Source organism: Abiotrophia sp. (genome assembly GCF_057275535.1).
Genome location: NZ_DBHIRJ010000006.1, coordinates 1 through 11,702, shown reverse-complemented (window position 1 = coordinate 11,702; position 11,702 = coordinate 1). Strand labels below are relative to the sequence as shown.

The window sequence follows — 11,702 nt, the reverse complement described above, 5'->3', positions numbered from 1 at the left end:
TCAAACATAAACTCTTCCTTGGTCATGCCAAACCATTCTCTGCAAAGGAAGTAGAGGTGGTCGTAGTCTACTTCTTCGCCTTTCCCTTTTTTGAGTCACCTTTTGCCTGCTCTTCAGCATCGGACAAGATGATGAGTTGGTAGTCGGTTAAGAAAGTTTGAATGTCGATAAAGGTTGTGTTCTCTAACACTTCTTCTAAGGTGGTTTCATACCCATTGGCTGCCAATACCGCAACCACGAATTTAGCACCGCCGATAACATTTTCTTTTTCATACTCTTCGCCCCATGACCCTTGAGTTAGACCAAATAACGATTGTAGATATAAATAGACCGCGTTGTTAACCTTGAGCTCTACTTCGTGGCCCAAAATTCTTGTTTTCATCTTTTTTAATTGTGTTTTGAAGATGCTCATTAATTTTCACTCCTATAAAAATGAAGGGGCCACTAATTGTGTGCCCCTCCAACTAATTTTTGTTATCCCCCTGGCACCACTGGCACCCCACCTGGACTTGCTCCAGGTGATGGTGATACAGGTGATGGTGAAGCAGGGGTCGTTACTTTTTTGCTGCGTCTAAAGTTTCAGAGTCGAACCAACCTTGTTGCAACAATTTCTTCTCGTCGTAGTAAGCAGCTGAGTCAGCGTTAGACAAGTCAACTTGGTGGAAGACATACTTGTCTTTGTGACCGTCAAGTTCTACTTCGAACGGTAAAGGTAAAGCTTCAATCTTGTACTGTTTGATTTGTTCGTTGTAGTCTTCACCTTCAGTTTCTGCGCTTTGCTCCACTGGAGTTAAAAAGCAGTAAGGGAAGTTGATAACCAATGAGTTGTTGTTCTCGTCAGTGAAAGGTACACCTAAACGGAAAGGAATTGGTTTAGGGTTGCTTGGCATAGCCCATGCACCTTTAGCCCCTACCTTCTTCATACCTTGAAGTTCTTCCGCTAAACCTTCTGGGAAGTAACCTGCATCAAGTGTAAGTTCTGCCTTGGTGATTTTCTTGATCAGTGTGTGGAGTTGGTTAGAAAGATAAACTTTCTTGTCCACGATAGTTAATGCTGTACCTAACTTCTGAACAGATGGAGTTGCGAATGTCTTTTCATCATAGGTTGGTTTTACAGATGAACTAACTAAATCGCCATTTGTCATCTTTTGTACGTGCATGCTGCCGACACCTGTCAGCAAAGCGCGTTTTACTGTTTCTAATGCCATAAAATTTTGTCTCCTTTATTAGTTGATTTTATTCACCGGCTAAATACCGTTGAATCTCTGCATAATACTTGCCCTCAAGTTGGTCCCATGCGGGCCTTAAATGAGGTGTAGGTGCTACATAAGTGGCTCGTGACCCTCGGTAAGACCGTTGTCTCTTGCCCTTGCTATCTCGCTTTATACGCTGCTTACCATGACGGTTGTCCAAAGCGTGAAAGCCAATCTCGTGAAAGTACAAGTGGAAGTTTGGCCGGTTGGCCCAACCAACATCGTATCCACTTCCTTTGTCCTCTTTCTCAATACCACCAACCCCTGCACCAGTCTTAAATAGACCGCGCGAGGTGGCGATAGATTGAGCCTTGGTTACAACCTGGTCAGCATATTCACCGACTTTTTGTTTGACTGTTCGTCCGCGCCTGGTGTATTTCTCAACATCACCTAGCGCAAGGTCAAACCCAAAACTATGAGACATCTACCACACCTCTATCATGTAACGATAGACTGTCTCTTCTGCCGAAGAATCAGTGTAAGGTGCTTCTTGCCACTGAGTGGCTCTCAGATGCTCTGTACGGAGTTTTGAACGTACAGTCGATAAAATACCTTCACCCTGTACATCAAGGGCTTGTAGACTGTATAAATCTAGTTGGTAGCGTGCTCTTGTATTATGTTCTTCATTACTGAGGTAAATTGCGTTCGATTCTAACAGTTGATACCGAACATAAGGCAGTTCTATATCATCTTGATAATCTAGTGCATAGACTACTGACAGACCCTCAATGTCTTTTAGAGCATCAAAGATGCGTTCCTTAGTTGTTGTCATGTCTTGCACCTACCTTCCGTTCCTTCGTCCTTGGCAGCACCAAGGATAGTTCGGTCCTGTCACGACGCTCTGAATAGTTGCACGAAAAGATTTCGTAGTCTATTCCACCAATCGTCGCAATCATGCTTGAGTCAATCTGTTGCTTACCATCTACCGCAATCTTTTTCGTTTCCTTTGTTCCTAACGATGCCATAGCGACCACTTCCTCAGACCGCATCCAGATATCCTTGAACCAATACTTGCGCCAGACTTTTTTTGTTGCCTGGCCACCAATTGGTGTGCCAAATTTATCCTTATTAGGCTCTTTAGTACTGAAGGTCACCACACCATCGTTGTAAACCTGGTGTATTGGTGATTGCATTTCTTTACTCCTTTGTTGCTAGCGTGAAGCCATACTGACTTAAATCGCTTGCGAATAGTGTGTAGAACAACTCAGTCTTGCCATGGTAGATGAACCGGACTTGTTCAAAGACCAAGTCACGACCAACTGGATCAGTTAAATCAAAATCGCCACACCAGTGTTTTACTTTGGCGTGGGCGATTTCAATTAAACTCTTTAAGTTGTCATCGTCATCATCATGTAAGATGTGAAGTCTACGTTTTAGCTCCTGAAGATAAGTCTCCATTCACTATCACCCTCCCGGTACTGGAGAAGGTGAAACCGGTGCCCCAGGTCCTGCCGGGGCATTAGCTGGGAATCTTGATGTCGTAAACGTGCGCTGCATCTGCGTTAGTTGGTCGGCCATTACCCAACAACTTAGTAACGTAGAGTGTAGCGTCTTCCAAGATGAAGCGTTCTTCTGATTTGCGGATGCTGTCTTTCATCGCAACATCAGCGTTGTACTCACCTTCAACGAACGCAATCAACTTGCCTTTTGGCACGTAGGTTGATTCGATGATGTGATCAGCAGGGATGAATGGTAAGTTCGTTACGTAAGCCCCGTTGACATTTTGAACAGTAGCGCGTGCCACGATGTCGTAGTAGTCAGAAGGGTTCACGATTAAATGAACTTTACCATCTACTTTCCGGATTTCATCAGAACCGGTAGTGTCATTTGAACCAATGTAACGTTTGTAAGTTGACAAACCTTTCATCAATGCAGCGAACTCTTTGACGATAGTTGCAGAGTCTTTGAAGGTTAAGTCACCTTTCTTCTCTTTGGCAGGGAACACACCGCCAGTATCACCAGAAGTTTTACGCATCAAACCAAGTGGCTTGTCTTTACCGTCACCGTCGATAATTGCTTCTTCCCAAGCCTCAGAGATAGCTTCAGACAAGCAGAGACGAACGTAGCGGTCAATCCATCGAGCACCAAGCGCTAAGGTGTCGTTAGAGATAAGCATGAAAGCAGTCAACTTAAGTTGAGTGATTTCTTCTGCACCGAAGTCAGCATCTAATTGCCCTTCGATATCCTTGTGGAGCTTGCCCCAAACCGCTTTACCTTTGCGACGAGAACGGATAATTTTCTCTTTTGCTACACCCAAGCCAAAGTTGATTAACTTAAGTAATGGGTGTTCTTTTTGCAAGTCATCAAACACACGCTCGATGATTGTTTCAGGCAAGATAGTGTCTGAATTGAAGCCACCGCTCTTAGAAGCTTCGTTATAGAACTTAGTTTCTTCAGCGGTCAACACATGGATACCGCGTGCAGCTAAGATAGCTTCGTCTTGTACGTGGCCAAGTTCAGCATACTCTGCCTTCACTTGTTTTGCGCTGCTCTCAGCGATTGAGAACATGTTCTCCACGATTGCGTCCACTTGGTTTTCTAAAGTAGCATCAGAGTCTTTCAATGATGCGCGCAACTTATCCTTGATTTGTTCAGGTGTTAAATTAAATTTTTCCATAAAGTTATAGTCCTCCTCTAAGTTTAGACATTAAGTTTCGAGGTTTTGCGACAGGTTCCTCAGCCTGCTTTAGTGTCTTAGACTTGATAGCATCTTCGATGCGTTTCGTTAAGTCGTCGAGACGGTCAATAATTTTGCTCGTATCCACATTGAGCACGACCTTGTTATTAACCTTTTCTTCTTTCTTCGTCTCGCCTTTTGGCTCTGCCTTTGGTGCTTTCCGCACTTCGTCAGCGAACCCCTTTTCAACCGCTTCGTCAGCAGTCATCCAGGTTTCTGCCTTAAGTAAGTCGGAAATTTCTTCTGCATCCAGTCCAGTGCGTTCCACATAGACCGCGACAAGTGAGTCGTCAATCGTCTCAAGGGCGTTGAGCGTCTTTTGGATATCCGACTTGTTACCAAAGGTCCAAGTAGATGCTTCATGGATCATCAGCGAAGTGCCTGTGTTCATGATGATGTTGTCCGCCCCCATAGCGATGATAGAAGCAGCGGAAGCAGCCACACCCATAATCTCAACCGTCACCGGTTGCTCGTGATTCTTGATGTAGTTGTAGATTTCAATTCCCTCAAACACATCACCCCCAGGGGAGTTGAGTTTGATTAAGATTGGCTTATCCACCCCGTCTAGAGCGTCACGCACGCTCTTAGCATCAACCACTTCGTCATCTTCCCAAAATCGCTTGCGAACGGCCCCGCTCAAGGTCAGCACTTGCTGTGTCTCCGTGGCTTCGTTCATAAACTCAAACGGTACTCGTTTCAGCTTTGACATCCTGTTCCTCCTTTCTTTTCAGACCACAAAAATAGCCCTAGCTAACCGTTAATCGGTGCGCCAGTGCTTTCATCAAGTGGTGCAATATTCTTCGTCAGATATCGACGAGTTGTGACAATTGTGTTCTCTCGTGGCTTACCTTGGATCTCCAAGGCATCATCGATAGTCCACACTCCAGACCCTATCATCTTCTCTACATGAGACGCCATTTGAAGTTCAGAACTGTAAAGGACCTCTATCAAGTTGACCTTCACGCCTTTGCCCTTGTTCAAATCTGACTCAGTAAAGAATTTTGCGTTAATCTCAGTCGCAATCAAAGTCATCAAAGGTTTGATACACCAACGAACCATGTTCTCGCTATGCTGACTGACATCCGCCAGGTCACCACTAAACATTGGCGTTGGCACTTGCAGTGCCTTGGCCACTTGAGCGATGTACATGTTCTCAATGACTCCGACTTCTTCAACGTTCCGTCCAAGGTGGTTTTGAGATTTTTCTTCAATGTCGTAGTCATCCCCTTGTCGAGGAACCACAGCAACTGAAGATTGTTCCAACTCCCGTTTCATCCCTGCTAAGAACTTTGTAAAGACATCAACGTTTTTCTTCGCATCATCATTTAGGTTTGATTTTGATTTCATACCCTTGAAATTAGCGTAGACCCGAATCTGCTGCTCTCTCATGTGGACCTCAATCATACGTTGAAATAACTTAGCGTATGACTCGTCTAGGTTTTTGAGATACTGATTCAGCTTATCGTTGTGATACTTGAAGTGGAAGACCTCAGAAGAAGTGAACTCTTTGGTCAGGCTCAACTGCCCTACAGACACTTGCTTGTAGGTTCTTTCTTTGGTCACAGAACCATCTGCCACCCACCCGTCAGCAATGAATAAGTCGTTGCCTAGCTTAACCACTAAACACTCTCCATCGCAAAGCAGCCGCTTAATCAGCTCCGCTCTGAACTCTTGCGCGTTTTGGTTTGGGTTAGGCTTAACGTTCAACTTCCGGTTTAAGGTCTCGTCCTTCGACCTAAACTGTACAAGCGAACTCATCGTGATGATCTTGCCGATAACAATGTCAACAGCCGATTGCTTCAAGTGAGTTGTCTTGTAGACAGACTTAAGTTCGTCCCAGTCCAAGACATCAAAGTCTTGATTGCGTCTAAGAATAAAATCTAATAGCCCAATAATTGTCACCCCTTTTCCGCCCCTTTTTACGACTTATGACAGGTCAAAAATTTATCCACCATAAAAATCAGAGAACAGGAACTCTTGCGGTTGCTGATACTCTGTGATGTTTTCGTTGAACACATACAAAGCATGTATGAACGCCATGAACCCGTCAGTCTTACGCTTGATAGGTTCTTTCTTTTCGTATCGTGGGTTACCGTCTTTATCACGCTTTACCACGACATTGAACGTGTACCAACGCATCATCGTTGGGTCACCAAAGATAATTTGCTCATTGGCGAATAGCGACTCTAGCAATGTACCTATCATCGCTTGTACACCAGGCGAGCGTCTGATAACCTCAACCTCAAACCCTCTGTCTTCTAACACAGGACGCAGGACACTAGCCCTGTAGCTATCAATGACGATAGTGTCAAAGTCGAATAGAGAAGATTGTTCATCGAACCAATCAGCAACGATTGTCTCTGTGATGAGTGGCCCATCTACAATGGTCAGCAACCCTTGCTTCTCCCATTCATCAATTGGTGCAGCCAAGGCTTCACTGTCCAGGAACTCTTTAAGCACGAAGGTATGAGTGTACCAGTTGTAGTTCTCGTCATCATCCAAGTAAAGTAAGCCAACGGCCGTAAAGTCTTTAACACTGGATAAGTCGACACTACCAATACACTTGTGCCCTTCGTGTGATCCGTAAGGACGCGCTGCCTTGATAATCTCTTCTTGTGTGGCCACGTTACTAGACTGCTTGATACCTAGCACGTTCATCTTCTTGGTTAGCCATCTAGCCTTGTCACCAATACCAAGCTTGAGTTTCTGCCATTGACGCTGTGTTTTAGTAAACAGTGTCTTTGCATAATCACTCATCTCGCCATGGAACATCGGGTTAGCTTTCTGCCACATGTTCTCGTCTTCAACTTCATCAGGTGAATCGAGCGTACACACGAAAGGAAACATGTGGTCTATCAACTCTTCCGACTCTACAATGTCTCTAGCGCGTGAGCACATGTCATCATAGACAGAATCACGAACAAACCCATTAGTACCAATGTAGAAGGTTCTTGAATTCTTACGTTTACCAAGACCGGAAGTCTGAACATCAATCACGCTATAATCTTCAAACTGGTGAATCTCGTCAAAGAACAAGCAACCGTCTCGGAACGAGTCTTGAGTGGCAGCGTTGTTGGCCCGATAGACAAACTCGCTTTGAGTATCCAAGCCAATAATCTTAGAAGTACCATTCTTGAAGTAGCCACTGTCCGTAAGGTCAGGGTTTCGCTTCAGCATGTTGTGCACTTCTTTGAATGAGGTCATGGCTTGGTTCTCACTGTTGGCAGTGATAGCCACGTTGTACTCTTGGATGCCATGCAATGGGCTAATGAAGTAGTTAGCCATCACACTGATGAACCCGTTCTTACCATTACCACGAGCCATAGTAATGAAGAACTCATCAAAAACGACCTCCCCATCAGCATAGAAGAGGAAGACGTTGGCAATGAGATATTTTTGGAATAGGTCAAGCTTGAAGAAATACTTCTCTGCGAACTTGATGCAGTTCTCTATCTGCTCCTCATCGTAGTAAGCACCCTTTAACTTAAGTACGACCTCTTTCATCCATCGGACTTCCAAGAGTCGATGTTCGTTTACGACATATCGGCAGGACTCTATTTCTCTAATATACGCATCAACATATTGCTGACGAAGCATCTAGACCAGCCCCTGTCGCGCCTTAGGTTTTGCCTTTGCGGTTGCTTCCGCACGCTTACCTAATTCTTTCTCCATTTTTGCAATTTCCTTTTCCAGGTCACGCAATTCTTTCAAGAGAGGGTTAGGTTTGTTGAATGTTTGGCTACCATTCTTGACCACAATTTGAACACCTTGCTTGTTGATTTCAGTTTGCAGCGAACGTTGGTTCTTGATGAACAAAGAATAGCGTTGTACCAACAATTGTGCCTGGATATCGTTAGCATCAAACTGGTCTAACCAATATTTCTCTATCTTAGTACGAGGAATAGCATTCACGCGTCTTCCCTCCCTTCTTTTGTAAAAATGAGTTAATTTTTGCCGGAGTCGACTGGACGCCCGCTGAAAGAGATTTCTAAAAATTCAAAAATCTTTTGAGGGGGTCCAAAATTAAATTTTCATTAGATTTTTCACAGCTTACCACCACTCGTCACTGTACTGGGATACCAGTCCATGCACCTTGTTATGACAGTTTTTACACAGAGTCACCAGGTTGTCCGCATCGAGTCGAAGCAATGGATAGTACTCTAGCGGTTTGATGTGATGAACCATTAGGTTATCAAGTGTAAGTCTACCCTCACGCTTGCACAGCTGACACTCGTGATGGTCACGCTTGAGGACTGAGTGCTTCAGCTTCCTCCATTCGCTTGACCAATAGAACTGGTTGCGCTTTGTCCGACTGTTGAACTCTGTCTCCATGTCTTGCTTGCGTGCTAGATGAATTAGCTGATCTAAGTCATGTTCCATAACCTCACCACCTAAAATAAAAAGCCACTAGCATAGGCCAGTAGCTTCTTGTGTAATCTTTTGACATTACCATCATACCTCATAAGATTCAATGGAACCATGCACAGAAAGTGTGCACTTTTATTGCACCTAAGATTTAGGTCACATCTTTGTAGATAGTTTCTAACTCGTCGTGATACTTGTGTATCTTACGTATGTAGTCTGAGATAAAACAGATATTCCTGCGTATCTCAGCATGGCGATGCTTGATGTGCGACTCGGAGTAGCCTAGTGTCTCAGCGATAGCTTCCAATGATAGTCCCTCGATATACTTGAGTCGTACAATCTGTTGGTCAACGCCTTTGAACGTTTGAATCAGTGAGTTGAGTTCGTCCTGTTCAGCAGAAAGAGTGTCGAGCTCATTAGCTAAAAGGGTAATGTTATTTTCCAAATTCGCAGAAAGTGAGCCCTGGGTCAATCGTACATTTTGCAAATCTCCATCGACCCATCTAGCCAATTCAGCTTTTGACTTGGCCAGGTTCCACTTGAGATAAGTGATACGTTCCTCACGCTCTATGTAATCTCTTAACCATTCGAACTTAATGCTACTCACCTTCTTTCTTCTAGTGTGCTAAAGTCATCGATGCTCAAGAGCCTCGATTCGTCGTTTGTTGCTATCGATGATTTTTTGTTGGAGTTGGTCACACTCCAGTAGGTCGTCTCCTAATTTGTCTATACACTCAATCAAGTAATCAACCACTGCCCACAACCACACGATAGCAATCGCTTGGATAATTACGATGATCCAAATCATTTACTCTCCACCTCACTTACCGTCGGACAAATTAACTCAGCGCACAGGTCAAACTTCCTGGCCTCACGAATAAGCTGATTATATCGTGGCACGTTTGTATACATGTGCGAGATAGCTAACTTGCGATATTGAGTGGCTTTAGACTTGAGGAAGTCGCGCTGCTCCTCTCTGACTCTTAACTCTAACTCTGAAGGCTTAGACATTTGCTTCATGCTCCTCGTATTCGCGCAGGCGTTTAATACAATAAGACGCTTTGTCCAGGTCCTCTGTTCCGTTCTTGTCCTGGTAACGGTGGAGATACTTGGCGATGTGAGACTTCATAATCGCCCGAAACTCATTAAACGGATAGGTTAGATACCAGGTCTCGAATAGGTCAACCGAACCTTGGCGGTAGTGGTTAGGTTGGACAGGGTCAGTGTCGGGTGTGTCTTCACTCGTATAAACCAACTCACCGCCCAGATAAATCTCCTTCTTCTTCTTCATCCTCAATCACCATCCCACATCGCCAGCCGAACCAAAGCAGGCACGCTATGTCCGGACCACGCAGACTCGAAGTCATTGATAGACACCACCGGTAATTGTTGGTAGCCATGCTCTTGAATCAAATTTAAAGCAGCCGCATCCACCGTCACATCAACGTAGTTGAACTGGATGTCTTTTACCTTAAGGTAAGCCTTCGTTAAGTCGCACTGCGGACACCCTGGCTTACCGTAGACTGTAATATTCTTTTCCATAATTGATACACCTCTCAAAACTCAAATAATTCAATTCTAAGGCGCTTTAAGTTAAAGGCAAGTATTTATATTACTTCAATCTTAAAACACCTAGCTCCTAGCAAATTTTTAGTTGTCCTTGACGAATACGCCATTGACTAACTTTCCGGTCCGGTCTTTGATTTCGTTATAAGACGATTCCAGGCATTGCTCTAGTGTCAAGCCACGCTGTAGGCAGTAGCCAATTAACACAACGGCGATATCACCAATCGCATCCACCTCAGCACCGAAGTCGTTGACGATGCGTGCTTCAGCCAGCTCGTAGACTTCTTCATGCAGTTTCTGCAACTGACCTAATCCATCGCCAAAGGCTAGGTTGCGGTCTTGAAACCAGTCGTTTACCAAAGGTACTAATTCATCTAATGTTTTGTTCATTGTTGGTTGTCTCCTTGTTCTGATTTATTTTCGAGGGCTTCCACGCGCTCCAGAAGCTCAATCATACCTTCCGCTAGGTCAGTGCTTGTCTCACCTAAAATAGCAATGCTACGTTCAATCTTATCTCGGTCTTGCTTGCGTCTGATCACATGACATACGATACGGTCTAAGCCGACCGCAGCCAATAGAATGAGTGCCACGATTGTGGCGATTAAAAATACGTCTAACATGTTTCATCTCCTAACTCTAACTCAATAATTTTCGCCATGGTCTCTTTCCTAGCTTTCCGCTTATAGAACGGATAGACATAGCCATGGTGATGCTTGTAGTTCTCATTCATAAGATGAGCACTTGCTTCACTCTCTGTCTTAAATACCTTAGTATCCACAGTGGGCCATTCAGCGCCAGTGTCATAACGGTCTATGTAAAGTATGCTGTATAGTTTCATCGTCTGTTCTCCTCATACATTTTTCCAAACACAATCCATCTAGTCTTTCCTCTTTGGTCTCCAAATAGTGGTTTGATTGGTAACTCGTTTAGCACTTCATTGATATTAGCTTGGACATCGGCCCACTTGAACACCAGTGTTCCATTAGGCTTCAAGACTCTCATGCACTCGGTGAAGCCTTTGATTAAGTCCTCTTTCCAAGTTTTCTTATCAAGTTGGCCATATTGAGCTTTCATGATTGATTTAGGTCCTGCCCACAGTAAGTGAGGTGGGTCAAAGACTAACAGGTCAAACTCACCGTCTTTGAATGGCATATCTCTAAAATCTCCAATAACATCCGGCTTAACATTTACCTTCTTGCCATGGATTTCAAACTGTTCTTGCCTCTTATCCATGAATGTTGTATGTGGCTCATCCTTTTGGAACCAAAACATTTTAGATCCGCAACAGCAATCAAGTATTTTCATGAATTCCTCTCCTCATACATTTTGGCAACGAACGCAGGTAAGTTAAAGCCTGTTTCGCTCTCGATAAGGCCAATCATGTCCTCAGCAGTAGCATGCTTGGATGTGATGTGGCCCACCTGGGTGGTGATTTCTCTCATCGTGTTCTCCAACCGCTGCTTGCCAAAACCGTATTTGTCACGAAGCACCATCATGGTGGCGCCCAAGTAGTTATACAGGGCTTGCTCCATCCGGTCAGCGCAATACTGATGGATGAATTCGCCATGCTTCTTCAGTACTTGGTTCTGATAATCGTAAGCAGGTGTTTTCTTGATTAACGACTTAATTCTTTTCTTGTGGTTCATAATCAACGAGCCTCTTTAGCTTTCTCAATTAGCTTCAGTATTTCCTCCGAAGTCTCTTTTACTTTGATAACTTCTCCGTCAATTAATATCCTCGTATTATCTCCATCCGGGATAAACGTTTTGATAAGCGAGACATTAATATATACCGCTGTGTCTTTAAGTGTCACTTTGATAAACATTAATCCACTACCTCCA

At 44.2% G+C, this 11,702-nt stretch carries 20 protein-coding genes; all 20 read right to left on the bottom strand.

Annotated features, from left to right (window positions below):
• Positions 1–67: 67 nt before the first annotated feature.
• A complete protein-coding gene (locus ACO53F_RS05725) occupies positions 68–412 on the bottom strand; it encodes a hypothetical protein (protein ID WP_023392134.1) in 345 nt (114 codons plus the stop codon).
• Positions 413–554: 142 nt separating this feature from the next.
• Entirely contained in the window at positions 555–1,208 is a 654-nt protein-coding gene (locus tag ACO53F_RS05720) for a hypothetical protein (RefSeq protein WP_485137661.1), read from the bottom strand.
• A 28-nt stretch (positions 1,209–1,236) separates the two neighbouring features.
• The gene (locus tag ACO53F_RS05715; protein WP_303764813.1) at positions 1,237–1,677 is read right to left on the bottom strand and encodes a hypothetical protein; all 441 of its coding nucleotides are present in this window, start codon (positions 1,675–1,677) and stop codon (positions 1,237–1,239) included.
• The gene (locus tag ACO53F_RS05710) at positions 1,678–2,025 is read right to left on the bottom strand and encodes a hypothetical protein (protein ID WP_023392131.1); all 348 of its coding nucleotides are present in this window, start codon (positions 2,023–2,025) and stop codon (positions 1,678–1,680) included. It abuts the gene before it with no gap.
• Complete coding sequence (locus tag ACO53F_RS05705; protein ID WP_023392130.1) at positions 2,012–2,386, bottom strand: hypothetical protein; 375 nt, start codon at positions 2,384–2,386, stop codon at positions 2,012–2,014. Before ACO53F_RS05705 ends, ACO53F_RS05710 begins: the two co-directional genes overlap by 14 nt.
• Positions 2,387–2,390: 4 nt before the next feature.
• Positions 2,391–2,651 carry a head-tail connector protein gene (locus tag ACO53F_RS05700; protein WP_023392129.1) on the bottom strand — a complete coding sequence of 87 codons (261 nt, stop codon included), beginning with the start codon at positions 2,649–2,651 and terminating at the stop codon, positions 2,391–2,393.
• A gap of 61 nt (positions 2,652–2,712) precedes the next feature.
• Positions 2,713–3,870: a phage major capsid protein gene (locus ACO53F_RS05695; protein WP_485137660.1), complete on the bottom strand. Its 1,158-nt coding sequence runs from the start codon at positions 3,868–3,870 to the stop codon at positions 2,713–2,715.
• 4 nt (positions 3,871–3,874) lie between these two features.
• Positions 3,875–4,639 carry a head maturation protease, ClpP-related gene (locus tag ACO53F_RS05690; protein ID WP_485137659.1) on the bottom strand — a complete coding sequence of 255 codons (765 nt, stop codon included), beginning with the start codon at positions 4,637–4,639 and terminating at the stop codon, positions 3,875–3,877.
• A 41-nt stretch (positions 4,640–4,680) separates the two neighbouring features.
• Entirely contained in the window at positions 4,681–5,832 is a 1,152-nt protein-coding gene (locus ACO53F_RS05685; protein WP_485137658.1) for a phage portal protein, read from the bottom strand.
• 42 nt (positions 5,833–5,874) lie between these two features.
• On the bottom strand, positions 5,875–7,434 hold the full coding sequence (locus tag ACO53F_RS05680) for a terminase TerL endonuclease subunit (RefSeq protein ID WP_485137657.1): 1,560 nt from the start codon (positions 7,432–7,434) through the stop codon (positions 5,875–5,877).
• A 93-nt stretch (positions 7,435–7,527) separates the two neighbouring features.
• Positions 7,528–7,842 carry a P27 family phage terminase small subunit gene (locus ACO53F_RS05675; protein ID WP_023392124.1) on the bottom strand — a complete coding sequence of 105 codons (315 nt, stop codon included), beginning with the start codon at positions 7,840–7,842 and terminating at the stop codon, positions 7,528–7,530.
• Positions 7,843–7,980: 138 nt separating this feature from the next.
• On the bottom strand, positions 7,981–8,262 hold the full coding sequence (locus ACO53F_RS05670; RefSeq protein WP_035364698.1) for an HNH endonuclease: 282 nt from the start codon (positions 8,260–8,262) through the stop codon (positions 7,981–7,983).
• A gap of 184 nt (positions 8,263–8,446) precedes the next feature.
• Positions 8,447–8,902 carry a sigma factor-like helix-turn-helix DNA-binding protein gene (locus tag ACO53F_RS05665; protein WP_485137656.1) on the bottom strand — a complete coding sequence of 152 codons (456 nt, stop codon included), beginning with the start codon at positions 8,900–8,902 and terminating at the stop codon, positions 8,447–8,449.
• 396 nt (positions 8,903–9,298) lie between these two features.
• Complete coding sequence (locus tag ACO53F_RS05660) at positions 9,299–9,586, bottom strand: DUF3310 domain-containing protein (RefSeq protein WP_485137655.1); 288 nt, start codon at positions 9,584–9,586, stop codon at positions 9,299–9,301.
• A gap of 2 nt (positions 9,587–9,588) precedes the next feature.
• Complete coding sequence (locus ACO53F_RS05655) at positions 9,589–9,837, bottom strand: glutaredoxin family protein (RefSeq protein WP_485137654.1); 249 nt, start codon at positions 9,835–9,837, stop codon at positions 9,589–9,591.
• 108 nt (positions 9,838–9,945) lie between these two features.
• Positions 9,946–10,251 (bottom strand): MazG-like family protein, encoded by a 306-nt coding sequence (locus ACO53F_RS05650; protein WP_485137653.1) that lies wholly within the window; start codon positions 10,249–10,251, stop codon positions 9,946–9,948.
• Positions 10,248–10,481 (bottom strand): hypothetical protein, encoded by a 234-nt coding sequence (locus ACO53F_RS05645; protein WP_485137652.1) that lies wholly within the window; start codon positions 10,479–10,481, stop codon positions 10,248–10,250. Before ACO53F_RS05645 ends, ACO53F_RS05650 begins: the two co-directional genes overlap by 4 nt.
• A gap of 214 nt (positions 10,482–10,695) precedes the next feature.
• Positions 10,696–11,166 (bottom strand): SAM-dependent methyltransferase, encoded by a 471-nt coding sequence (locus tag ACO53F_RS05640; RefSeq protein WP_485137651.1) that lies wholly within the window; start codon positions 11,164–11,166, stop codon positions 10,696–10,698.
• Complete coding sequence (locus ACO53F_RS05635; RefSeq protein WP_485137650.1) at positions 11,163–11,507, bottom strand: hypothetical protein; 345 nt, start codon at positions 11,505–11,507, stop codon at positions 11,163–11,165. Before ACO53F_RS05635 ends, ACO53F_RS05640 begins: the two co-directional genes overlap by 4 nt.
• 2 nt (positions 11,508–11,509) lie before the next feature.
• Positions 11,510–11,702 (bottom strand): hypothetical protein (locus ACO53F_RS05630; RefSeq protein ID WP_485137649.1); only part of this gene is annotated, 193 nt, incomplete at its 5' end.

Coding starts and splice junctions, on each gene's coding strand:
- ACO53F_RS05725 (WP_023392134.1), bottom strand. CDS start 412: ATGAGCATCTTCAAAACACAATTAAAAAAGATGAAAACAAGAATTTTG.
- ACO53F_RS05720 (WP_485137661.1), bottom strand. CDS start 1,208: ATGGCATTAGAAACAGTAAAACGCGCTTTGCTGACAGGTGTCGGCAGC.
- ACO53F_RS05715 (WP_303764813.1), bottom strand. CDS start 1,677: ATGTCTCATAGTTTTGGGTTTGACCTTGCGCTAGGTGATGTTGAGAAA.
- ACO53F_RS05710 (WP_023392131.1), bottom strand. CDS start 2,025: ATGACAACAACTAAGGAACGCATCTTTGATGCTCTAAAAGACATTGAG.
- ACO53F_RS05705 (WP_023392130.1), bottom strand. CDS start 2,386: ATGCAATCACCAATACACCAGGTTTACAACGATGGTGTGGTGACCTTC.
- ACO53F_RS05700 (WP_023392129.1), bottom strand. CDS start 2,651: ATGGAGACTTATCTTCAGGAGCTAAAACGTAGACTTCACATCTTACAT.
- ACO53F_RS05695 (WP_485137660.1), bottom strand. CDS start 3,870: ATGGAAAAATTTAATTTAACACCTGAACAAATCAAGGATAAGTTGCGC.
- ACO53F_RS05690 (WP_485137659.1), bottom strand. CDS start 4,639: ATGTCAAAGCTGAAACGAGTACCGTTTGAGTTTATGAACGAAGCCACG.
- ACO53F_RS05680 (WP_485137657.1), bottom strand. CDS start 7,434: ATGAAAGAGGTCGTACTTAAGTTAAAGGGTGCTTACTACGATGAGGAG.
- ACO53F_RS05670 (WP_035364698.1), bottom strand. CDS start 8,262: ATGGAGACAGAGTTCAACAGTCGGACAAAGCGCAACCAGTTCTATTGG.
- ACO53F_RS05660 (WP_485137655.1), bottom strand. CDS start 9,586: ATGAAGAAGAAGAAGGAGATTTATCTGGGCGGTGAGTTGGTTTATACG.
- ACO53F_RS05655 (WP_485137654.1), bottom strand. CDS start 9,837: ATGGAAAAGAATATTACAGTCTACGGTAAGCCAGGGTGTCCGCAGTGC.
- ACO53F_RS05650 (WP_485137653.1), bottom strand. CDS start 10,251: ATGAACAAAACATTAGATGAATTAGTACCTTTGGTAAACGACTGGTTT.
- ACO53F_RS05645 (WP_485137652.1), bottom strand. CDS start 10,481: ATGTTAGACGTATTTTTAATCGCCACAATCGTGGCACTCATTCTATTG.
- ACO53F_RS05640 (WP_485137651.1), bottom strand. CDS start 11,166: ATGAAAATACTTGATTGCTGTTGCGGATCTAAAATGTTTTGGTTCCAA.
- ACO53F_RS05635 (WP_485137650.1), bottom strand. CDS start 11,507: ATGAACCACAAGAAAAGAATTAAGTCGTTAATCAAGAAAACACCTGCT.